Here is a 23408-nt window from a genome sequence, read left to right as displayed (position 1 = left end):
AATATAGAATTGAATTTCAATTCGGTAGAGTGTTAGTTTTTTGTGTGGCTTATGTATGTAATTCCAAGAAAAAAATTGTAGCTATATTATTTGTAACTGCACTTTTCATGTCTATGGAATGCTAGTTAAAAAAAACTCGCCGATTGGCGAGCCTTGGAAAGGTGAAGATAGATGCGTAGTAGTAGCACTGATCGCGCACATACATGCCACGGCCTCCCAAAAGCTTCTCTTTTGGTCGTGCGATGTATCTCTGACGAAGATTTCCTTATCCTGTGGCATTCGCCCAACTAGGACATCCTCGTAAAAGCTATCACTTAAAAACTACTGTCCCTAATAATCAGCTTCGTTGCGATCATAATTTTTTTAGATGTTTTTCTGCCTTCAATTCTCTCCATTAACGTATCAACGGCTGTTTCGCCCATTGATTCCGTATCAACCTTTACCGTGCTTAAAGATGGAAAGACATATTTTGTAATACTAATATCATTTACACCGATGATATTAACACGATCTGGAACAGAAATTCCTTTCTCCAATAAGGCTCTTAATGCACCTACTGCTATGGAATCATTTCCAGCAAAAAAAGCGGTTGGCAATTGCTCCCTATGTTCATCAATCGCCTTCGTCATCAAATAATGACCATCCCGAACAGAGAAATGGCCAATATACATAAATGCTTCATTTAACAACCCTTTTTCTGTTAAATAGCGCTTGAATATAATTTCCCTTGGATCTTCGATCATGGAAGTTTTGTCTCTATAAGATTCTCTTCCTCCGATATAGCCAATTTGTTTATGTCCTTTATCCATAAAATGGTCGAGTACTTTTTTGGTTGCCCTTTCAAAATCAATGACAATCGAATCAAATCGATCTTCGTCAGGTGAGCTGTCAACAAAGACTATATTACTAGTAATTGTAAGTAATTCTTCCACCTGATTATGACTAAATTTACCTATAGCAATAAGCCCTTGAAAATCAGCTTCTTTCAATTCATCAATGTTATCTTGAAAGTATTTGTGTACTTGTACACCTAATTGACGGCAGCGATTTTCTACCCCTAGTCGAATCGACATATAATACAAATCTTCTAGTTCCTCTTTTTCTGTATACCACTGCAAAAGAGCAATTCTCCCAGTCTCTAGTTTCCGAATACCCTTCTTTTTATATGATAATTCTTCAGCAGTTTCGAAGATTTTCTTCTTCGTTTCATCACTAACAGAAAGAGTACTATCATAGTTTAATACCCGCGATACAGTGGCAATCGAAACACCTGCCATTTTAGCAATATCCTTTATTGTAGCCATTAATCTAAACTCCTCACTTATCGAAAAGAAAACGATACTTCGTTGTTGAATAGTATAGTTCCTCTCGTTCTAAAATGATAGATGGAAAATCAGGGTGATTGATCGCATCTGGAAACACTTGTGTCTCAAGGCAAACCCCTAAGTATTTTCTCGCTGGGACATCTGATATAGAAAAGGGGCCTTCCAATTGATTTCCTGAGTAGAGAACAACACATGGTTGATCAGTTGTAACAAGTAAAGTGCGCCCACTTTCCTCCTCCCTTAACACCATTGTATGCTCACCATCGTTAGCGAAAACAAGCGGATGGTCATAACCTTGACCAACAAGAACATTTTGGGGATGGGACGAATGGATGCCGTCCTTTAACTTTCGACCTTGCTTAAAATCAAATGGAGTGTTCTTAGCATCAAGTAATCTCCCAGTAGGTGTAAAATCAGGACTTAACTCTAAAAAGAAATCCGTTTCTAATTGAAGGCTATGCTCCAAACAATCCCTTTTTAAATTACCACTTAAGTTAAAGTAAGAATGATTCGTTAAATTAACCAAGGTCTTTTTATCCGTCTTTCCCTCATACGTAATTTTCAGTTCATTGTCATTCGTTAAAAGATACGATACGGTTACATCTAAATTTCCAGGATACCCTTCTTCTCCATCAGAACTATGATAGAAAAACTTCAGACCAATTGCATTTTCTTCCTCCATTTTTTCCGTTTTCCAAATGACGGAGCTAAGGCCTTCTTTTCCACCATGTAAATGGTTATGATTGTCATTAGCTGCTAGGCTATATTTCTTACCATCCAGGTTAAACGATGCACCTTTAATCCTTCCAGCCACTCTTCCTACTATCGCTCCAAAGTACGGTGACCATTTTAAATAGGCATTAAAATCCTCAAAACCAAGGACAATATTTTCAACGTTCCCATTACGATCAGGAACCATAATTTTCGAAATGATACAACCGTAATTTAGGCATGAGACTGACATTCCTGAATCATTGTAAAGAGTATATTCTTTGACGGATTCACCCTTGTAATGGCCAAACAACCGTTCAATTATTTTCATTGGATTATCTCCCCTTTTGGAGCAGATAAGGAATGGATAAAGCGATGAAATCCAGCGAGCCCTGCTTCATCCCGTTTAAAAACACCTGCATCTTCTAATGCTTTCAAAAATTTCTTCCCTACTTCTTCTCTCATAATCGATTCGATATTTGTTTCGTTAGCAACAGAGAGATACTGCCTTTTTAACTCTTTAGCCCATTCTAAATGATAATCCGCAACGACTTTTGTTTTATTAAGAATGTACTCTCCAACTTCTTCAAGTTCATTCTTTAGTCGCGCAGGTAACACAGCCAGCCCCATGACCTCAATAAGACCAATGTTCTCCTTCTTGATATGGTGAACATCTTCGCGTGGATGAAAAATCCCAAGTGGATGCTCGGAGTTCGTTCGGTTATTACGAAACACTAAATCTAATTCAAATAAGTGGCCATTTTTACGAGCTATCGGGGTAATCGTGTTATGAAGGTCCTCCCCTGTTTTCGCTAAGATTCCTAATTCTTCGTCACTGTAATTTTTCCAAGCTATTAAAATTCTTTCCGCTGCTTCAACTAGTGTGCTCGATTGTTCCGATTGCAACCGAATGACAGACATTGGCCATTTCAAAACTGAACCTTGAACATCCCGAAACTCGTGCAATTCAAAAGTCCGGTCAACGTCCGCTCTAGCCATAGCAAATTCATAACGACCACTCTGATAATGATCATGAGATAAAATCGAGCCACCTACGATAGGTAAATCGGCATTGGATCCAACAAAATAATGTGGGAATTTCCCAACAAAGGTTAACAATCGTTCAAATGTCTTTCGGTTAATGACCATATTTGTATGTGTTTTGGATAAAACAATACAATGCTCGTTGTAGTACAGATAAGGTGAATACTGTAAGCACCAAGTTTCTTCCAATAAATCGACTCGAATCATACGGTGATTGGAACGAGCTGGATGACCGATTCTCCCTGCATAACCTTCATTTTCAATGCAAAGCAAGCATTTGGGATAGTCCCTTTTCGGAGCTGCCCGTTCTAATTCAATACTTTTTGGATCTTTTTCTGGTTTAGACAAATTAATGGTAATATCTAATTCACCATATTCAGTCGACACCTTATACTCAATATTTTTCTTGATTTGCTTCATCTGAATATAATTACTATTTTTACTTAATTGATAAAAAAAGTTTGTGGCTGATAGTGGATCCTGTTTATATTTCTCATAAAAAAACTTGTTTACAGTTGATGGGCGCGGAAGCAAGCAGTTCATGATTTTACTAGAGAATATCTCCTTTTCATCAGATCGGTTCTCAATGATCCCTTGTTCACATGCATAATCAACGATTAAATCAAGTAAATCTGGAATCATTACTTGCCCTTCCCCAATTGATTCTTTATATTCAGCTAACTGTAAAAGGGAAAGGATTTGATTACGCGCATATATTTCATCGTCCTGCTCCATTAATTGAGCCGCAATCGCTTGATCGATTAATTGTTGTACGTATTGAAATATCATCTTTTCACCTCTATTTTTGATAACCATTCGGGTAATGTTGATGCCAGTTCCAAGCATCATTAATGATTTGGTGAATGGAAGTTCTCGATGGTTTCCAGCCAAGTAATTGATTTACTTTTTCCGAAGAAGCGATGAGAGTACTTGGGTCACCAGAACGTCGTTCACCCTTTTTTACCGGAATATCGATGCCGGTTACCTGTTTTGCCGTCTCAACAATTTCTTGAACAGAAAACCCTTGATTACTACCAAGATTAAAAATGTTACTCTCCCCACCATTTTGCAGATAACGAAGTGCTAAAAGGTGAGCTTCAATCAAGTCCTCTACATGAATATAATCCCTCACACAAGTTCCATCTTTTGTATCATAATCATCACCAAAAATCGTAACAGCTTCCCTCTTTCCTAATGCAGCTTCTAAAACAACAGGGATAAGGTGTGTTTCAGGATGATGATCTTCTCCTATTTGACCGTCACTTCTAGCTCCAGCAACGTTAAAATAACGGAGGGATACATACTTCAAATCAAAGGCTTTTTCGCACCAAGCCATCATTCTTTCCATCGCTAGTTTCGTTTCGCCATATGTATTCGTTGGTATTGTACTAGCCTCTTCCGTAATGGGTACAACTTTTTGTTCCCCATAAACAGCCGCTGTCGAGGAAAAAACAATGTGTTTAACGCCAAATTCCTTCATCATTTCAAGAACAATCTGCGTACCATACACATTATTATCAAAGTACTTTAATGGCTCAATCATTGACTCTCCTACAAGAGAATTAGCTGCAAAATGCAAGATAGCTTCAATGTTTTCTTTTTCGAAAACAGATTTCATAAATTGTCGATCGCGGATATCTCCTTGATAAAAATGAGCCTTTGGATGGATCGCATCTAAGTGACCTGTTTGTAATTGATCTATCACAACCACTTCAAAATCATGATCGATTAACTGATAAACCGCATGCGAACCAATATAACCTGCTCCACCTAGCACAAGAATACTCATTTACATCGCCTCCGTCATTGCAATTTCTTTAGCACCATCCCCGATGCTAGCTACATAAAAATCAGCATCATAGCCGATAAGTTCTCGATAAACTGCACCAACATTCGCTATAAAGCAATCTACCTCGTCATTCGCGACAATTGCAATCGCACAACCCCCGAATCCTGCTCCAGTCATCCGCGCTCCAATAACTCCCGACTGTTTCCATGCCGTTTCTACTAAGCTATCAAGCTCCTTCCCCGTCACTTCATAATCATCTCGTAATGATCGGTGTGAGTCGTTCATTAATTGGCCAAATGCCTCTAAATTCCCTGCTCTTAGCTCTCTAAGTGCCTTTATAGTTCTTCTATTTTCATAAACCGCATGCTTGGCACGCTTTCTGACAACTTCATTTGAAATGAGAAATTGATTTTCATCAAACTCTTTTTCAGAAAGCTGCCCAAGAGCTTCAATTGGAAGCTTTTGCTGAAGCTGAACCAGCGCTTCTTCACATTCACTTCTACGCTCATTGTACTTCGAATCCGCTAACTCTCTGCGCTTATTCGTATTCATGATTAATATTTTATATCCCTCTAGCTGGATGGGTGCGTACTCATAGCTAAGTGTCTGGCAATCTAGCAATATCCCCGCATCTCTAACACCCATACCAATCGCAAATTGGTCCATAATGCCACTATTTACCCCAATAAACTCATTCTCAACTCGCTTTCCAAGCTTGATAAGATCAAGACGTGGAATATTTAAATCAAACAGGCCATTCAGCATTACACCTGTTAACATTTCAAGCGATGCAGAGGAAGAAAGACCTGCACCATTGGGAATATTCCCATAAATAAGCAACTCAAATCCTGAAGTCACTTCGTACCCTGATTCTACTATGTAACGGATCATACCTTTCGGATAATTTGCCCAATTATGTTGCTGAGTATAATCTAATGAAGTTAAATCAAACTCAATTAATCCCCTGTGAGGGAAATTAATCGAATACATCCGTATGGTCTGGTCCTCACGCTTTTTGACAAGAGCATAAGTACCATACGTAATTGCACATGGAAAAACATGGCCTCCATTATAATCGGTATGCTCTCCAATTAAATTAATCCTCCCAGGTGCAAAAAACGCTTCTTGTGGTGACGCATAATATAACTCCTTAAATTTAGTGATTAATATGTCCATATTCATACTGAACGTCCCCCATGACAAACGTGTTTTCTTTATTTTATTCTTTTAAGTAAAATATTTCTATAATTTTTACTAAAATTTTACTAAATTTTTCCCCTTTTAATTTACTCATAAAAAAGATATAAACCGGCAACATTTTATCTGGCTATTTAAAAATTTCACATTTTGCAAGGAGAGGATAACCGCAAACACTTCAAATCAAAAAGCCAGTTCAAATCGGGAATCGTGAGCATTCTCTATATTCCTTCCTTCCATTTTTTCATAATGCAAAGCCCCTTTTAATAGTGTATTAACACGTTATTAAAGGGGCTTTTTAGCTATATTCAATTTTTCTATTCATTTATCCCGCATTAACGGGCAGTAAGATCCCTACATTAAAATTGAAAGAGACGCAGAAGATAGGTGGGGGATAACTGCCCGTAAAAGCCCGACGACGGACACGATTTCCTAGTCAGGCGAAAGCAACTGGACAAGGAGTACTTCATCCGCATTTCATCGCACGACCGAAAGCAGAGCTTTTGGGAGGACGTGGCGTTTTGAGCGTGATTGGTTCAACTAACCATCAGTGGGGGATGAAGAGCCTCCCACTGATGGAAGTTTCACTTTATTTCTTCTTTGCATGCTTACGCATATCAAATGCAACAGCCACAATAATGATTGCACCTTTGACGATGAATTGAATGTATGGGCTTACTCCAAGGAAAGCTAGACCATAGTTGATGATTTGGAAAATCAAAACCCCAGTAATAACACCAGGTACCGTACCAATACCACCCGATAATGACACCCCTCCGACAACGCATGCTGCGATAGCATCTAGCTCATACATATTACCAGTATTATTCGTAGCGCTACCTACACGTCCAGCTTCAATTGTTCCTGAGAAACCATAAAGAAGGCCGGCGATCATGTAGATAATAATAATATTTTTGGCAACGTTTACGCCAGAAACCTTAGCTGCTTCAGGGTTTCCTCCGATTGCATACATGTTTTTACCTAATTGTGTTTTATTCCAAATAACCCAAATAATAACAGAAAAGATAATAGCATAAAAAATAAGAAATGGAATTTCATAGTCTCCTATTGGTATTCCCCGTTGAGCAAACTTTGTAAAGCTTTCGCTTAGTCCGCCAATTGGTTGTGCACCGTATGGAGGGCGATCAAAGTAGATAGACGTTATTCCGTACACACTTATCATCATCCCTAAAGTAGCAATGAATGGAGGTACATGAAATTTTGAAACAATGACACCGTTTAAAATACCAAATAGACCCGTGACTACCATGGCAATGATAATCGGAACAAAAAAAGGTAGTTCCGGCAAGTTAGGATACATTTTATAAGCATAATCACCTGCTTGCAGTAAAGATGCCGACACCACAGCTGCAAGACCGACCATTCGCCCAGCAGAAAGGTCCGTTCCGGCTGTAATCAGAATTCCCGCTATTCCAAGCGCAATAATAATACGTGAAGATGATTGACTTAATATATTGATTAAATTGGTAACCGATAGAAAATCAGGAGAAGCGATTACTATTCCAATTACAAGAAGTATTAAAAAAACATAGATTACATGATCGAATAGCCATTTGGTAATTTTAGAATTTTTCATGGCCTGTGTACTCATTTACATCTCCTCCTAATACAAAGCTGCTAATCGCATGATTTCTTCTTGAGATGTTGTGGCCGTATCCACGATTCCAGCTGCTCTCCCATTACTCATTACTAAAATTCTGTCTGTTACGCCCAAAAGTTCTGGCATTTCAGAAGAAATCATGATGATACCTTTTCCGTCAGCTGCTAGTTGATTAATGAGTTGGTAGATCTCATACTTTGCACCAACGTCAATTCCTCTGGTAGGTTCATCTAATAATAAAATTTCCGGATTAGTTAACAACCAACGTCCAATGATTACCTTCTGTTGGTTACCACCGGATAAACTGCCGATGGATGTCTTTTGAGATGGAGTCTTTACCTTCATTGAATCAATTACCCATTTAGTATCATCGTGTACTTTCCGGTCAGAAAGGAATATACCTTTTTTATACTGAACTAGGTTAGCTATGATCGAGTTAAAGCTAATGCTAAGATCAGGGTAAATTCCTGTTGATCTTCTTTCCTCTGTCACGAGGGCAAAACCATTTTTGATGGCATGCTGAGGTGAATGATTATGAACTTCCTTACCATGCAGTTCAACCATCCCTGAACTTAATGATCTCATGCCAAATAATGACTCCATTACTTCCGTCCGTTTAGACCCGACTAGACCTGCAATACCTAAAATCTCTCCTTTCCTTAGCTCAAAATTGATATTAGAGAAGGAGGATTCGTTTTCAGCTGTTAAATCTGTGACTTTTAATATAACGTCGCCAGGTTGATTCATCTTTGAAGGGAACCGCTGTGAAAGATCCCGGCCAACCATAAGCTTAATAATCTCCTCGGTTGTTAAATCTTTCGCACTTTTTGTAGCAATGTACTGACCGTCACGCATGATGGTTACTTCATCCGAAACCTTCAAAATTTCTTCCATTTTGTGTGAAATATAAATAATAGCGACATTTTCACTTTGTAGTTTTCTAATGATTTTAAATAGATGGTCTACCTCTTTTTCAGTTAGAGATGAAGTAGGCTCATCCATTACAATAATTTTTGAATGATAAGAAACCGCTTTTGCAATCTCCACCATTTGCATCTCAGAAACAGATAAAGTGCTCACTCTACTTCGTGGATCGATCGAGATGTCTAGACTATTAAAAATAGCAACCGTATCTTCATACATTTTCTTTTCATCTATAAAAATGCCTTTTTTCGGATAACGCCCTAACCATAAATTATCCATGACATTTTGCTGACGGACTTGATTCAATTCCTGATGAACCATAGAAACTCCGTTTTCTAGTGCTTGTTTGGAATTGGCAAATGAGACCTCCTTTCCATCCAAAAGAATCTTGCCCTCATCCATTGTATAAATGCCAAATAAACATTTCATCAAAGTTGATTTTCCTGCACCATTTTCGCCCATTAAGGCATGTACAGTCCCAGCCTTCACTTTAAGTGAAACATTTTGTAGTGCGATTACACCAGGAAATCTCTTTGTTAAATGACTCATTTCAAGTATATTAGTCGTTCTGGCTTCTGACATGAGTGAGCCTCCTTTTAAAACCATTGAAAAATATGAGAGGCACTTAATGAGCGCTTCTCATATTTCTTATTGCATCCGGCAGTCGCCTCCGCTTTTCTATTTATAAGCATCCTTACCTACTTGTATATTATCGATTGTTACTTCAACGTATGGAACACGAACTGCTCTAGAATCATCTAATGTCCAATCTGTTCCTTCAAGAACGTCTTTGCCGTTTGCAGCATTTGTAGCAAGATCAATAGTCGCTTTACCTTGATTAGTAGCGTCATTTAATACCGTTCCAAACATTTTACTTTTTTCAATCATATCAAGAGCTTCTGGAATTGCGTCAACACCTACAACTGGCATAAACTTGTCTCCAGAGAAATATCCTGCTTTTTCTAGAGAAGCAATGGCACCTAAAGCCATACCGTCGTTATTAGCAATGACAAATTCAATTTGTTCATTGAATTTAGCGATCCAAGCATCCATCTTTTCTGTTGCTTTAGTTGCATCCCACATTGCTGTATCCATAGCTAATTCCTCTACTTCGATCCCTTTTTCTTTAATTGTATTAACCGCAAATGTTGTACGAGCTTCTGCATCTGGGTGACCTGGCTCACCTTTTAGTAATACATATTGAATTTTTCCATCGCCGTTTTTGTCATATTTTTCAATGTTTGCTTCCCATGCTTTCGCAATCATTTCACCTTGAATCACACCTGATTCTGATGATGTTGTTCCAACATAGTAAGCTTTTTCATAACCTTGTAAAACAGATGAATCTGGCTCTTTATTAAAGAAGATAACAGGAATATCCTTCGCCTTTGCTTTGTCAATAATCGTCTGTGCTGCCTTTGGATCTACTAGGTTAATAGCCAATGATTTAGCACCTTTTGCAATTAAAGTATCTACTTGTTCAATTTGTTTTGCTTGGTCATTTTGGGAATCATTCAACATCAGATTAATTTTCCCTTCAGATGCCGCTTCCATTGCACGACGAACATAAGACATAAAGTTATCATCAAATTTGTAAATCGTTGCTCCAACAGCCGGAAGCTTATCGCCTCCCTTATTTTTGCCAGAATCCGAACCACCAGTAGAACTACTGCAGCCAGCCGCTAATAGAATGCTAGAAGCAACGGTTAAAGATAAAATGAATCCCTTTTTCTTTTTAAACATGTGATTATTCTCCTCTTCTATTTAGTAAAGACAACGGTAAATTAACACTTACCTTTCATTTTGAAAGCACTTACAAACATGTTAGCATGAGGCGATTTCGTTCAATAGGTCTAACCAATAGCACAAAATTGCGAATTTCTAGATTTTTTTGTAAACGTTAACAATTAATAGAAACTAATCTACTAGAGGACATGAAAAAGACCAATCCACTAAAATCGAATTGGTCTTTTTCAAAGTCTATAAAGTTATTCACTTATTGCAAAGACAGTCTTTATTAACTCACAGTAGCTTTACGGAACTCAGATGGGGATAAACCTGTATGCTTCTTAAAAACTCTACTAAAATAATTTGGATCTTTATATCCGACTGAATAGCATATTTCCTTTAAGCTTTTTCCATCGTCTAGCATTTCCATTTTTGCCTGATTCATTCTTACTTCTGTTAAATAATCAATAAATGTAATACCAAATCGGTCTTTAAACAATTTGCTGAAATAAAACGGACTTAGCTCCACATATTCAGCAACTAACTCCAAATTAATGGATTCAGCATAGTTCTTTTCAATGAACTCCTTCGCCTTTTGAAGCATACCTTTTGCATGATTATTTCGCCAATCCTGTACGTGATGAACGACCGATAGCAAATAGGTCTTTCCCTTCTCATAAAAAATGTTCAGATCTTCAGACTGATTAATGGTAGGCGTTTGTTCATAGCCTATGCCCAGATCATGTAGCATTCGAGAAACGAGAATAAACAATTCATCAAAAGATTTACTAAACATTTTCGGACTCTTCTGTTGATTAGCGGAAAGTTGCCTTACAAATTGTTCAAAAATGACGGATACTTGGTTAACATCTCCTTGACGTACAGCACCTAACAGATGCTTCTCGACTTCTAATACATTTGTCGAAGAAGATATTTCAGAGCCTCTTTCATGATTACCGAATAAAAACTTTTGGTTAGGCATTTTTATTAATTGCTGTAGGGCAGATTGTGCCTCGTGATAGGATTTATACTGTTCACATGCATGCGTATATGGTAAACCCACCCCTACCCTTAACTCTGCGTGAAAAGATTCCTTTTGAAAAAGATGGTTCATATCTTCTATGATGTTAATGGCATTCGTTTTAAAATGTACTTTTTCAGTCGTTTTTCTGCAAAGGAATAAAACAGGTACTTGTGTATCAATGATAGGCCCAACCATCAATTCATATTTTTTCACGACCAATTTTAATGCGTCTTTCAGCCATGAATACCAGGTTTTTTTATCGTTTATGAAATGTTCAGACCGGGCGACCTCTTGAAGCGAAAAAAGCATCATGTATCCATAAGTAATTTCTACTCCTAGCAGTTCACTCCACTCATCAAAAGTAATATCCTTAACCTGGTTCATTAATAATGTATTTACCCATTCCTTGCCCGCAATCGATACGGCACGATCCAAATTTTCCCGTAAACTTTGCTCCTCGTTTATTCGTTTACGTTCCTCGCGAATTTCAACCGATACACGTTGTAAGCTCTCAAGTATATCTTGCTTTCTACTTGGTTTCAAGATGTATTCCTTTACTCCCTGCTGCATCACTAATTTAGCATACTCAAAGGTATTAAAAGCAGAAACCATAATAAACCTTATACTAGAATCGATCTTTTTTATTTCCTTGACAGCTTGAACACCATCAATACCTGGCATTTTAATATCCATAAAAATGATATCAGGTCTATCTTTTAACGTCATCTCTATTGCTAATCTTCCGTTGGGGGCTTCTCCGATGACTATAACGTCCTCTGAAAATCCATTAATGATTTTCGTTAATGCCTTTCTTTCAAGAACTTCATCATCAACAACCAGTACCTTCAGCAAGCTTCTTCCCCCTCTTCCTTAGCCATATAAGGGATGGTTAGTCTGAAATTCGTTCCTTTATTCGATTCCGATTCAATTTCAACAACATCATTTCTTTGATAAAAAAGCTGCAACCTTTTAATTACATTTTTCGCACCTATGCTTGTAGAATGACCAGTTGATTTTTCTGGTGAAAAGACCTCCTCAGAATCCTTCCCTTCTACGTAATTAAGTAATCTAGTTTTCGTTTTATCATCCATCCCATGCCCATTATCTATCACCTCTACATGGATCCGGTCTTGAAAACGGTAAATATTTAGGCTAATCTGCGCATTTTCTTCATATGATTCAACACCGTGTATGAATGCGTTTTCTATAACTGGTTGCAAAATTAAGGTAGGTATTTCAATATCTAAACAATCATCCTCTATATTTGTAGTAAATTGGATTCGGTCGCCAAATCTTGTTTGTTGAATAAAAAAATACTCTTTAACAATTTTTACTTCATCCCTTAGTGTTGATGCCTTCTTTAAATCACCAAGATTATAACGCAGCAGTGCTGAAACAGCCTCAATTAATCTGGAAGTATGCTCCGCTTCCTCCAAATAAGCCATTTTTGAAACGGTATTTAATGTATTAAAGAGAAAATGTGGATTGATTTGATTTTGAAGACTCCTTAACTCCAATTCTTTTAACAGTTTGTCTAACTCTGACTTTTGTTTAATTTCCGAGACGAGTTGCCTAAGATTCGTTCGCATCTGGTTAAATGTTTCCGTTAAAGGCTTTAATTCATCATTCGTTGTTATTTTTATATCTTCTCCAGATAAATCACCCTTTGAAATCCGCCTTGCTGCTTCTGATAATTTACTAATGGGTTTTGTAATCCCACCGGAAATCCATAATGCTAACAACGTGCTCAGAAAAAAAGTAGCAGAAAAAAGAGAAATGGACATAAGCTTATAATAATGATTTTGCAGTTCCATTTGATCATAGAACATTTGATAATCGGATAATTTATTATTTAACAAGGCAAGTGTACTCTCTTGAAGATATCCGTTTATTTTTAATACTTCATTAAAATGATTGGAGTAGTGGTTAATATCATCTTTCTGAAACGACCTTACGGTTTCATCCGTTTCCTCTAAAAAGCTATCAATCATATTTTTATAGTTTGTTAATGATATATCACTCGTCTTCATTACCTCTTGAAGTTTTCTTTTATCATTGATTAATTTTAACTTTTCCTTTTGGTAGTCGGATAAATAATGCTCTTCTTTATCCAAAATATATGCATGCAGCTTCTTCGTAATGAAATTTGTTCTTTGTGAAATATCATTAAGCAAGAGAAATTGTTCAAAGCCATCATCATACTTATTGACAAGCTTTTCACTGCTTTTATAAAAAAAGAAACCCACTGATGACAATAAAACGACTAAAACAATGAAATATAGAAGCAGCTTGGATCTGATTCGGAATAACATTAACGTTTAATTTCCCTTCTATCCATATGACTTACTTGTAAATCTTCTGCCCTCATAATTCTAGTATTCGTATGGACAATGGTAGGCACCTTTCTTCCCTCTATTAGATCAATCATCATTTCTACCGATTTAAATCCCATTTCATAAGGTTCCTGTACAACTGTGGCTTTAATGATTCCTTGTTTTATGTAATTAATCGTTTCGGGAAGTGTGTCAAAGGCAATTATCGTCATACTGTTTTTCATTTTATATTTCTCGACCTCTTGTGCAATACCAATCCCATCTAAAGCACTTGTCCCATAAAAAGCATTTACCTCAGGATAGTCTTGTAAAATTTGGTGCGTCTTCTCAGCAGCCCGAACACGACTAATATCTGATTCTTTAACCGTAATAATGCGAATCCCTTTTTCTTTTTTCACTGCATCCTGAAAACCCTTTACACGCTGTATTTGGTGATTCTTATAATAATTACCAGTTATGATTGCAACATTGGCGATTCCATGTGTCTCTTCAATCATTGCTTTGCCGGCCAAATAACCTGAGTAATAATTATCTGTTCCAATATAAGCGATTCGCTTACTATTTAACGCATCTGTATCGACTGTAATTACCGGAATTTTTTTCTCAACAACTCGATCAATTAACGGCGTAAACTGCTCGTCATTTAACCCTTGCATTAGAATGCCATCTACTTTTGAGGCTGCAGACATTTCAATTGTTTTTACATGCTCATCAATATTGGCTTGCTTAGGTCCTACATACTCTAGAAGTACATCATACTTTTCGGCTGCAGTCCTTGCCCCTTTCTCCACAAGTCTCCAATACTCATTATCTTGTTCTTCCGGGACTAAAACGAAATGATACTTATATTTTTCTAAATGGTTACTCTCCGTAGGCAATTTATGGGTGACCACTTTATATCCATAATAAATAGAAAAGAAGCAGCTTATTAGAAAAAAAAGGGTCCCCAATATGTACGCAACATTCGCAAACCTGCTCACCAAACTCCCCCTATACCGCCTGTCTCTTAAGGATATTATACTGACACTGCCTAAAAGCAACAATGGAGTTTTTAATGGATAACATTCGAAACTAGCTTCCACAAATGTTCATGTTTTTCTCTTTATTATTACCAGAAGCTTCATTGTGGTTACTGCATCCCGCTAGTAGACAACAGTCACCAACCAACTATAATAAATAAATTTCAATTGCATTTCCTATTTAAAAATTATTGCAAAGATTTTTTGTTTAATATACCTCATTTACTTATGGTAAGATTCAGCGAGCTTTATACTTCTAATTTTCTAAATGATGAAACTATTAAATGCTACTATTCGTATAAAGGTTATTCTAACCCGAATGTTTATTCACTAAAAAGGAGGCTTCCACTTTGATAGGACTTATTGCAACACTTATCATTATGATTCTAATTTTTGGTTTACTAGGCTGGGCTATTCGGTACAAGAGAGCATATTTTCTTATTTCTGGTTTTGAGTCTCGGTCAGAGGAAGAAAAGCAAGAAATAATAGCAAATGGATTACCGCAAAAAACTGGAGGCTTATTACTCCTAACCGCTGCTGTCATGCTGCTCTTACTACCGCTCCTTTTCACACCCTTTAAGTATGCAATAGAATTTCAATTTGGAGGGATGCTGGTTTTCTTGATGGGAGGGATGATTTACCTATCTAAATATGAAGTTCCAAGGAAAAGAAAGCGGAGCTATGTGATTAGTATTTCTCTATTTATAGCTGTCATTGGTTCATTAACAGCCCTTACCCTTTTTAGCTATCAGGGCTATCAATTAATTGTAAAGGAAGATCGCTTTGAAATCACAGGAATGTATGGTGATGAATGGAGGATTAAAGATATTAAAAAGGTTGAATTAATGGAAACAATGCCTCAGGTTACAGCAAGAACAAACGGCGTTGGCCTGCCTACGCTTTCAAAAGGTCATTTCAAGGTAAAGGATTATGGAAGCAGTCTTCTCTTTATCCAGAAAGGGGCTTCCCCTTATATTTATATTGAACTTGAAAATAGGAAGATTTTTATCAATGACAAGGATTCCAATAAAACTAGGGAATGGTTTCAGCAACTAAAGGAACAGGCTGAAAATACAAAGTAGAGATTGGAAAGAAGGCCATCGTTTTTATTTACGATGACCTTCTCGCCTACTCATTACTTAATAAGAATATTTGCACCCGCTAAATCCTTTTGACCTAAGTATGTTGCATATGCATAAATATTGTAATAATATCCTGCTGGGAGCTTTGTTCCATCAGCAAGCTTTCCATCCCATTTGAAAGTTGTGTAACCAGCTTTTACATCTTTGTAAACAGTAATATCACCTAAGTAGCCTACAGGTTGTCCATCTTTATTAGATAGATAGACAAATAGCTCAACTTCCTCCGCGCCTCCTGGGAAAAAGCCCTCTATCTCAAATTGTCCATCACCGATTTGATTGACCCCTAAATATTCAACACGAGGGTAATCAGGTTCCTTTACGAAAAGAATCGTTGGTACATCAAGTGTTTCTGTACCATTACTGATCGTAATCGTACCTTCATAATAACCTGGTGCAAGTTTTCCAGCATCAACCTGTACATTGAAATTCACATCTTGTGATTGACCTGGATTCACTTTTATATTATTGCTTGTCATGACTTTAATGGCATCAGAATTTTCGCCCATGTTTACTTCGAAACTATAAGTCTGGCGTTCTGAAGATAGATTTTTAATGGTAAATTTCTGCTTTTCAACCTGCTTGCCTTTATCTTTATAGAATGTTCCAAAAGAATGGCTTCCTGGAGTAACAAGTGTTTTTGCGTTAATCGCATCCACTACCCTAATGCTTCCGGCACCTTGAGCATTATGCGGATACGATTTTCCTGTAGAAGGATCTGATATGTTTTCTGCAGTATTCATTAATGCAGCCTTTACTTCTTCCACACCCCAATGAGGGTTCGCTTGTAAAATAAGCGCTGCTGCCCCAGCCACATGTGGTGATGCCATACTTGTTCCCTGCTTCGCCCCATATCCATGAGGATTCGCTGGATCACCAGTTGGAACTGTACTTACGATATTCACCCCAGGAGCAGATACATCCGGCTTCACCATCCATGTATAAATAACTGGACCTCGTGAAGAGAAATCCGCAACTGTTTCACCAACACGGTGTGCAAAATCAATTTGGAAAGAAACTTTATTATTTCCGTTTTCTAATTCTTTAAGCAGCTTTTCGCCATCCTCTAATGATAATTTAATAGTAGGCACGTCCATTCCAGCTACGTCAGGCTGTTCACCAGCACTATGATTAAATATAATAGCGCCCACTGCTCCTGCATTTTTTGCATTTATTGCCTTGTCAACGAATGCGATGTCTCCACGCTTCATTAATGCAATTTTCCCTGTAAGGTCTTTCCCTGCAAATTCATTTGGAGTTCCTAATCCTACATTAACAAACTCGAGCTCTTTCCCATTCAATGCTAAAATATCTGCATCGCTAGCGTAGCCCATTACTTTCGAAGAAGGGTAGCTAATCCCGCCTGTAGTAGCAATGGCAGCATTATATACATTATAAGGCAGCTGAGTAGCACCAACGGAAATGGCATCACGAGCCGTTCCAGGTGAACCTACTGTCCAGTTATTCGGACCGCTGTTGCCGTTTGATGTAACTGCGACAACACCTTCAGCCATTGCCCAATCTAATGCGATGCTTGTTGCATAATCTGGATCATTTATTGAATTTCCTAATGATAGATTCATAACATCAGCACCATCTTGAACAGCCTTTTCGATTCCAGCAATGACGTTTGCAGAAGTTCCACGACCTCCAGGACCTAATACACGGTAACCAAGTAATGTCGCATCAGGTGCTACACCTTTGATAAGGCCATTAGCCGCAACTGTCCCTGCAACGTGTGAGCCATGAGTGGTTGCATCTCCTCTAGGGTCTCCAATTGGCGTTTCTTGTGGATCATTGTCATTATCTACGAAATCCCAGCCTTTATAGCTTCCAAATGCATTCTTTAAATCTGGGTGTGTATAATCGACTCCCGTATCAATAACTGCTACCTTAACGCCCTTCCCAGTATAGCCTGTTTCCCAAGCCTCTTTTGCTCCAATAAAAGGTGCGCTATTTAGCATATTTGGACTGTATTCCTCTTGAGAGATTACTTCTCCCTCACCTAGGCTAGTAGTTTGATATTCAACATCTGGATATACTGCTTTTACGCCCGGTATAGCTAAAAGTGATGGAATTTCATTTTCAGCTAGTTCAACTGCGAATCCTGAAAATACATAGTCATATTCACGACTAACATTTGAGCTTTTTGCTGCATTGATAACGTCTGATTTAACTTGATTACGAATTTTTGATAGATTAGCCTTAGATTGACTTTTCCCTTTATGCTTTGCTTCGACAAGGGATGGCTCTGTTAATTCAACAATGACACTCGTTCGATTGGAAGAAGTGAGATTAAACTCTCCAACCAATTTTGCAAGCTGAGAAGCCTCTTGACTATCTTTTTTACCAGCAGCTCCGGCTCCGGTGCCTAAGGAAGAGAATGTTAAAAGAAATACTAGTGTGATTAATAAAGATTTAAAATGTCTTTTAGCCATTAATTGTTTCATCTCCTCTTATTTATTTCTATTTTCTCTTGCGCTATTCTGTCTTCACCTCCGTTGTCCGCTCTTTTTTCAGAATATGTATAACATTGTTAATATTCAGCGGATATTGTCGTTTCCCCTTGAACCTTTATCCCTATTTTAAGGATAAATTTACTAGTGTTTTTGTCCTACAAGCAATTTCCCCAAGCAAAAGTTTCCTACCACAAAGTAAAAACATTCATTGGTATACCTCACCATCTTCTTGAATAGATATTCATGTAGAGCATCACCAGAATAACTTTCAAAGGGGCGGTAAAAGTATGCCGAGTTATACTCATCAAGTCGAAGTGAACGCACCCATTCAGACTGTATGGGAATTTGTAAGCAATATTGATCATTGGGCACCACTCGTACCAGGATATATTGAACACCAAATTTTAAGCGAAAAGGAATCCACTTGGTGCTTTAAAAGCGATATTGGATTCATGAAGAAAAAAATTGAATTGAAAGTCGATATTATTAAATGGGAAGAGCCAACTAGAGTAACTTTTCAATTAAAGGGGATAAACGAGAAATTCACCGGCCACGGCTATTTCTTTGCCAAAGAGAGCGGCAGCAGGTACTGCTTGATGACTGGCTACCTCAATATAACAGCGGAAGGGATGATGGCAAAGGTTGCTAATTCTATTCTAACTACCTCCCTTCCTGAAACAACAGCAGAACTAACTAAAGCAGTTGCTGCCAAAATTGAAGAATACGCTCTCAATCATACGAACATACGATAATAAGCATATACAAAAGAAAAGTGTCTTTACTTATACAATCTTTGAACAGCAAAGCTCTAATAAAAAACAAGAGCATTCTCACAAGGAGAAATGCTCTTGTCTTTATTTTTGCAATACCTCGTTTTTCTCTAGAAAACCAATGATATTATCCATGAGACCTTTTGCTAAAGGCAATGTTGGGTTTGAATATGTTGCGATATTTCCTTCCCGATCCTCAGGTGCTTCCTTCAACACATGGTTCATTCCTTCAACAATGAATAGCTCAGAATCTTTTTTTGCCTTATGCAAAACCTCTGCATCCGTTACAGGTACTTGAATGTCCCGATCTCCATTCACAATGAAAACAGGGATATCCAATTTTTGCAATTGTTCCTGAGGGTTGTATTGTAACCAAGAAATCATATATGGTTGCACAGACCGGCGGAATAAGCTTTGCAATTCGGTACTAACTGATTGAACCTCTTCACCTATCTTTAATTTATCCAAAATGTCCTTAGATTCCTGAAGAAGATTTTCTGGCATCTGTCCTTCTAGCTGTTCAAGCAGCACTTGATCAATCAGTCTGCCTACTCCGGCAATAGAAATAAACGCATCCGCATCTGTTTCACTAGCTGCAATCATTCCGATTAAGGAGCCTTCACTATGACCAATAATTCCAACCTTTGAAAAGCTCTTATCCCCTTTTGCAAACTCTACCCATGACGAAGCATCTTTAATAAAGTGATCAAAGCGCATATCCTCTTCTTTTCCACCTAAGTTTACGTTCTGACCAATTCCTCTTTTATCATAACGGATACTTGCAACTCCATGAGCTGCTAGATCTTTAGCTAACATTTTCAAACTATCATTCTTTCCTGGCAGTGCAGCTGAATTTCCATCCTTATCAGTCGGGCCAGAGCCAGCAATAATGATCATGATCGGGAAAGGACCGTTACCTTGAGGAGTTGTTAAAACTCCCTGCATCGTCCCATCCTTTAATTCTATCTGTACTGCTTCACCAACTTCTTCAGCCTTATCATCAGAAGCTTTCATTAACTCAAAAGGTAAAGATTGACCCTGCTGCTTAAATGTACCGGTAATCTTTTCACCTTCAACCTTTCCATTAAACGTAATGTGCTGCCCTTGGATATCCATAGAAAAAGACAAGCTTGAATCAATTAACTTCACATTTGACAGTGGATATTGATCGCCCCCTTGCACTGGAATGCTAATCGTTCCGCCCTTGCTCGAAAATTGAACAATAATAGGCAGCGGCTGATTCGGTATTTGTATAGAGCCTTCCCATTTCCCCTCAATGCTTTTCAATGAGCTCCCTCCTTTTTCTTTTGTTTCTATTTCTTTTTTGTTCTCTTGGCTGCAGCCTAATAATAATAAAGAGAGGCTTACAACAACGCAAAGGAGCATAGATAATTTCTTCATATTTCCCCCTCCAAAATCATAAAACTATGCAAATAATGAAATGAGAATAATAATCACAATCGGTCCAAATATAATGAAATATCCAATTGGATTGGCAAAATTTAAAGTCCAGCCAACACCAAACCGTTTTTCAACAAAAATGGAAGGATCGTTTTTATTGAAATAAAAAAGTCCACCCTTCCAATACTGATCTTCATCAAGATCAGATACCCCGCTTCCCGATTGAAAACCTACATTTTCACCTGCGTTTCCAACTTTGACGGCAAAAATAATAGAACCAATCATGACGATGAGTAAGAATATGATCGGCAGAGCCATACTCACAACCCCATCAGCTAAATCTGGATAAATCATTTGCAATTGTAAAAAGGAAAAAAGCATTGTTATCAGAACACTTATCAAAAACATAAACCAGCTCGAATATTTTCTTAATGTAAGCTGGCGAACTCGTGATGCATCAGGTCTAGTGGCGCTTAATTTTATTCCAGAGCGTCTAGTCATTTCATTTATACCTAGAAACATCAATTGCATTGTAAACATAATAAGGGGCAATGCATTCACAGAAAATGGATTTTTTACTGTAAAGGCATCAGGCTTTCCGTCTGGTCCCCAATGAGTTGGAATTTGCTCAGGAAACATATTATATTTCAAAAGCGTATAGCCTATTACCCCAAACGTAACGGCGATTGGCAACAAGTATATATACCAAGGGAGCATAGTATCCTGTGAACGTACTGTCAAATCTATCATTTTCACTTGCTTTAGGTTATCTCCCCACCTCATTGCTTTCTTACGTTGTAAAGTTTTTGCATGAAAATAAAAATAGAGAGCTGTACTAATAAATATGATGCCAAATTGAATGGCCGGTCCCAATAACACCTGAAACGCCTCTGTCGAATTTCCTTTCAACATCCAAAATAGATATATGCTGACAGCAATTAAACCCAGTATAAAAATCAACAGTGCATACATTTTTTTAAAGGATAATAGTTTTGAATCACGGACAAATTCATCTGGGATGAATACCCCAAATACGGTAGTTCTTTTTGCGAGAAATGGAATCGCCATTTCGATTGCTACTAAAAATATTATGATTATTAAAAAAAGCATAAAATCCATACCGTTTCTCCTCCTTTTCCACTTACAAAAGAGTTAAGGCTTCCCCTTTATATCCTGAATTAGTGATGTTACGAGTTCCTGAATTTGCTCTTTATCCAAACCTAAAACCAATGCTTCTGCAATCATCGGCTTAAATTCTTCCAAGAGCCGTTCTGAATTATTACTTATTTCTACCGGAGAATTAATCACTGCCCCGGATTTAGGGATAATGCGAATAATGCCTTTTTTCTCTAATTCATGGTAGCTTTTATTAACTGTATGCATGTTCACTCCTAGATCTGCCGCAAATGCTCGTACAGATGGGAGTGAATCTCCTGGATGCATATATCCCCTGGCTATTCCTTCAATAATTTGATTGGTTAACTGAGTGTAGATAGGAACATCAGACTGGGGCTCAATTTGAATGATCAACCTTATACCCTCCATTCTGTTCTATTTTCAATATAACAATTTTGTTATAGTTTGTATAGAACAAATTAGAAAAACGGAAGCGCCTTCGGAACAATCAAAATACAGATTGTTCCTGAAGAAATCTACTCTGAAGACCTTTCCTTAATGCTCATACTAAGACAAGCACAAGAAGTTAGAAAAACTTGGTGTTCTCCTAGTCCTTTTTGGAGAATTCCTCAATTTCTCTTATACGTCTTATTAGTGGATATTTAATAAAAATCACACTTTACTTTAGCAAGTTAAAAAAACTTTAATTTTTCTAATAGAAAAAAAAATGCCTTCTATTTTTTTGAAATAGAAAGCATTTTTGGACTATACCCTTTAAATCAATTCTTCGAATACAAATCAGTAATTTCGTGAATTTCTTTGCATTTCTTCGGCCGATATTGCAAAAATATTACTATCTTCAATTAAATACCACATTCTGGTTCAAACAAAGGTCGTATTTATCATCTAAATTTCCGCTTAAATGAAGATATCGGCCAGTTTGGCTAATATATCGGTCACTTTTTCATTATATCGGTCAGTTTAAGCATTATATCGGTCACTTCCATATAAGCTATACTTTAGCCACAAATAATCCATCTCTGGAGTTCTCTATACATTTATTACTCACTTTGTATATCGATTTGCATAACTAGAAGCAACGAAAGCGTCAGGCTTAATTTTTGGCTCTACTCCCATTGATTCCATTCTGGAAACCATCTCTTTAACAAATTCGCGTGTTTTATTTCTTTTTCCAATACCAATATCAAGATGTCCCTCCATCGTAAATGTTGCTCCTTGGTAAATATATGGAAGGATTAGATCAATTACTTCGTTTTTCCTTTCAAACGTAAATAGTGAAACAACCTGTTCTGTTAATGAGGTTTCATATGAAATTCGCTCATGCAAATGAAGCATTTTCCTCGGAATAATATGTTTTCTAATACATGCCCATGCCCCTTTTCCTTCGTTTTGAATGACGATCCCTGTAATAAAAACAGTGCGATCGCAATGTACCTGTGAGTCCGTGCCAACCATTAAACGGTAGTTTCCACAGGGGCTTCTGCTTATGAACTTAAGTATTCTAGAGAAAACCATATCAAACGTCAAATTTCGTTCCTGTAAATTTTGAAACATGTAATTTCCATCATGATCAGACTTCACCTTTTATCACCACATTATTGTTTTGAATAAGTGAACGAAGTATATAATTAGTATATTGATGTAATGGAACCAAGTTTCCCTTTTTCTAAGTTTTTCCACAATCATTTCAAGCTAAACAGAGTGTTTCTTGATTTATGAGCATCTTTGAAGGATTTCGTTAATGAGTATGCTACCATAATGATAAAGTGAAGCTTCAATCAGAGGGG

18 protein-coding genes are annotated in these 23408 nt (G+C 37.4%); 2 read left to right on the top strand and 16 right to left on the bottom strand.

Annotation, left to right across the window (positions count from 1 at the left end):
- Nucleotides 1-314: 314 nt before the first annotated feature.
- The 11 genes from KHA94_RS18200 to KHA94_RS18150 all read right to left on the bottom strand — a co-directional run bounded on the left by KHA94_RS18200 (nucleotide 315) and on the right by KHA94_RS18150 (nucleotide 14676).
- Complete coding sequence (locus KHA94_RS18200) at nucleotides 315-1304, bottom strand: LacI family DNA-binding transcriptional regulator (protein WP_213103548.1); 990 nt, start codon at nucleotides 1302-1304, stop codon at nucleotides 315-317.
- Between the two features lie 13 nt (nucleotides 1305-1317).
- On the bottom strand, nucleotides 1318-2367 hold the full coding sequence (locus KHA94_RS18195; RefSeq protein ID WP_213103547.1) for an aldose epimerase family protein: 1050 nt from the start codon (nucleotides 2365-2367) through the stop codon (nucleotides 1318-1320).
- Nucleotides 2364-3869: a UDP-glucose--hexose-1-phosphate uridylyltransferase gene (galT, locus tag KHA94_RS18190; protein ID WP_213103546.1), complete on the bottom strand. Its 1506-nt coding sequence runs from the start codon at nucleotides 3867-3869 to the stop codon at nucleotides 2364-2366. Before galT ends, KHA94_RS18195 begins: the two co-directional genes overlap by 4 nt.
- A 10-nt stretch (nucleotides 3870-3879) precedes the next feature.
- Complete coding sequence (gene galE, locus KHA94_RS18185) at nucleotides 3880-4869, bottom strand: UDP-glucose 4-epimerase GalE (protein ID WP_213103545.1); 990 nt, start codon at nucleotides 4867-4869, stop codon at nucleotides 3880-3882.
- On the bottom strand, nucleotides 4870-6051 hold the full coding sequence (locus KHA94_RS18180) for a galactokinase (protein ID WP_213103544.1): 1182 nt from the start codon (nucleotides 6049-6051) through the stop codon (nucleotides 4870-4872).
- A 604-nt stretch (nucleotides 6052-6655) separates the two neighbouring features.
- Nucleotides 6656-7678 (bottom strand): galactose/methyl galactoside ABC transporter permease MglC, encoded by a 1023-nt coding sequence (gene mglC, locus KHA94_RS18175; RefSeq protein ID WP_213103543.1) that lies wholly within the window; start codon nucleotides 7676-7678, stop codon nucleotides 6656-6658.
- A 12-nt stretch (nucleotides 7679-7690) separates the two neighbouring features.
- Nucleotides 7691-9193, bottom strand: coding sequence for a galactose/methyl galactoside ABC transporter ATP-binding protein MglA (gene mglA / locus KHA94_RS18170; protein ID WP_213103542.1), 1503 nt, complete (start codon nucleotides 9191-9193; stop codon nucleotides 7691-7693).
- Nucleotides 9194-9289: 96 nt separating this feature from the next.
- Nucleotides 9290-10354 carry a galactose/glucose ABC transporter substrate-binding protein MglB gene (mglB, locus tag KHA94_RS18165; RefSeq protein ID WP_213103541.1) on the bottom strand — a complete coding sequence of 355 codons (1065 nt, stop codon included), beginning with the start codon at nucleotides 10352-10354 and terminating at the stop codon, nucleotides 9290-9292.
- 274 nt (nucleotides 10355-10628) lie between these two features.
- Nucleotides 10629-12215 (bottom strand): response regulator transcription factor, encoded by a 1587-nt coding sequence (locus KHA94_RS18160; RefSeq protein ID WP_213103540.1) that lies wholly within the window; start codon nucleotides 12213-12215, stop codon nucleotides 10629-10631.
- Nucleotides 12209-13675, bottom strand: a complete 1467-nt coding sequence (locus tag KHA94_RS18155) for a sensor histidine kinase (RefSeq protein WP_213103539.1) — start codon at nucleotides 13673-13675, stop codon at nucleotides 12209-12211. The genes KHA94_RS18160 and KHA94_RS18155 overlap by 7 nt, the downstream gene beginning before the upstream one ends.
- Nucleotides 13675-14676, bottom strand: a complete 1002-nt coding sequence (locus KHA94_RS18150) for a sugar-binding protein (protein WP_213103538.1) — start codon at nucleotides 14674-14676, stop codon at nucleotides 13675-13677. The genes KHA94_RS18155 and KHA94_RS18150 overlap by 1 nt, the downstream gene beginning before the upstream one ends.
- 389 nt (nucleotides 14677-15065) lie before the next feature.
- Between KHA94_RS18150 and KHA94_RS18145 the strand changes: the two genes are divergently transcribed.
- The gene (locus KHA94_RS18145) at nucleotides 15066-15797 is read left to right on the top strand and encodes a DUF3784 domain-containing protein (protein ID WP_249365595.1); all 732 of its coding nucleotides are present in this window, start codon (nucleotides 15066-15068) and stop codon (nucleotides 15795-15797) included.
- A 53-nt stretch (nucleotides 15798-15850) separates the two neighbouring features.
- On the opposite strand, the gene KHA94_RS18140 is transcribed toward KHA94_RS18145, so the two are convergent.
- Nucleotides 15851-18292 (bottom strand): S8 family serine peptidase, encoded by a 2442-nt coding sequence (locus KHA94_RS18140; RefSeq protein ID WP_213103537.1) that lies wholly within the window; start codon nucleotides 18290-18292, stop codon nucleotides 15851-15853.
- Nucleotides 18293-18600: 308 nt separating this feature from the next.
- Between KHA94_RS18140 and KHA94_RS18135 the strand changes: the two genes are divergently transcribed.
- The gene (locus KHA94_RS18135; RefSeq protein ID WP_213103536.1) at nucleotides 18601-19065 is read left to right on the top strand and encodes an SRPBCC family protein; all 465 of its coding nucleotides are present in this window, start codon (nucleotides 18601-18603) and stop codon (nucleotides 19063-19065) included.
- Between the two features lie 102 nt (nucleotides 19066-19167).
- Here KHA94_RS18135 and KHA94_RS18130 read toward each other — a convergent pair whose 3' ends face one another.
- The 4 genes from KHA94_RS18130 to KHA94_RS18115 form a co-directional block, all read right to left on the bottom strand.
- The gene (locus KHA94_RS18130) at nucleotides 19168-20484 is read right to left on the bottom strand and encodes an alpha/beta hydrolase family protein (RefSeq protein ID WP_249365594.1); all 1317 of its coding nucleotides are present in this window, start codon (nucleotides 20482-20484) and stop codon (nucleotides 19168-19170) included.
- A 24-nt stretch (nucleotides 20485-20508) separates the two neighbouring features.
- On the bottom strand, nucleotides 20509-21603 hold the full coding sequence (locus KHA94_RS18125; protein WP_213103535.1) for a DUF1648 domain-containing protein: 1095 nt from the start codon (nucleotides 21601-21603) through the stop codon (nucleotides 20509-20511).
- Nucleotides 21604-21636: 33 nt separating this feature from the next.
- Nucleotides 21637-22014, bottom strand: a complete 378-nt coding sequence (locus tag KHA94_RS18120) for a GntR family transcriptional regulator (RefSeq protein ID WP_213103534.1) — start codon at nucleotides 22012-22014, stop codon at nucleotides 21637-21639.
- A 651-nt stretch (nucleotides 22015-22665) separates the two neighbouring features.
- Nucleotides 22666-23175, bottom strand: a complete 510-nt coding sequence (locus tag KHA94_RS18115) for a ribonuclease H-like YkuK family protein (protein WP_213103921.1) — start codon at nucleotides 23173-23175, stop codon at nucleotides 22666-22668.
- Between the last annotated feature and the right edge of the window lie 233 nt (nucleotides 23176-23408).

Source organism: Cytobacillus citreus, assembly GCF_018343665.1.
Classification (GTDB): domain Bacteria; phylum Bacillota; class Bacilli; order Bacillales; family Cytobacillaceae; genus Cytobacillus; species Cytobacillus citreus.
This window is presented reverse-complemented; position numbering and strand designations above follow the sequence as displayed.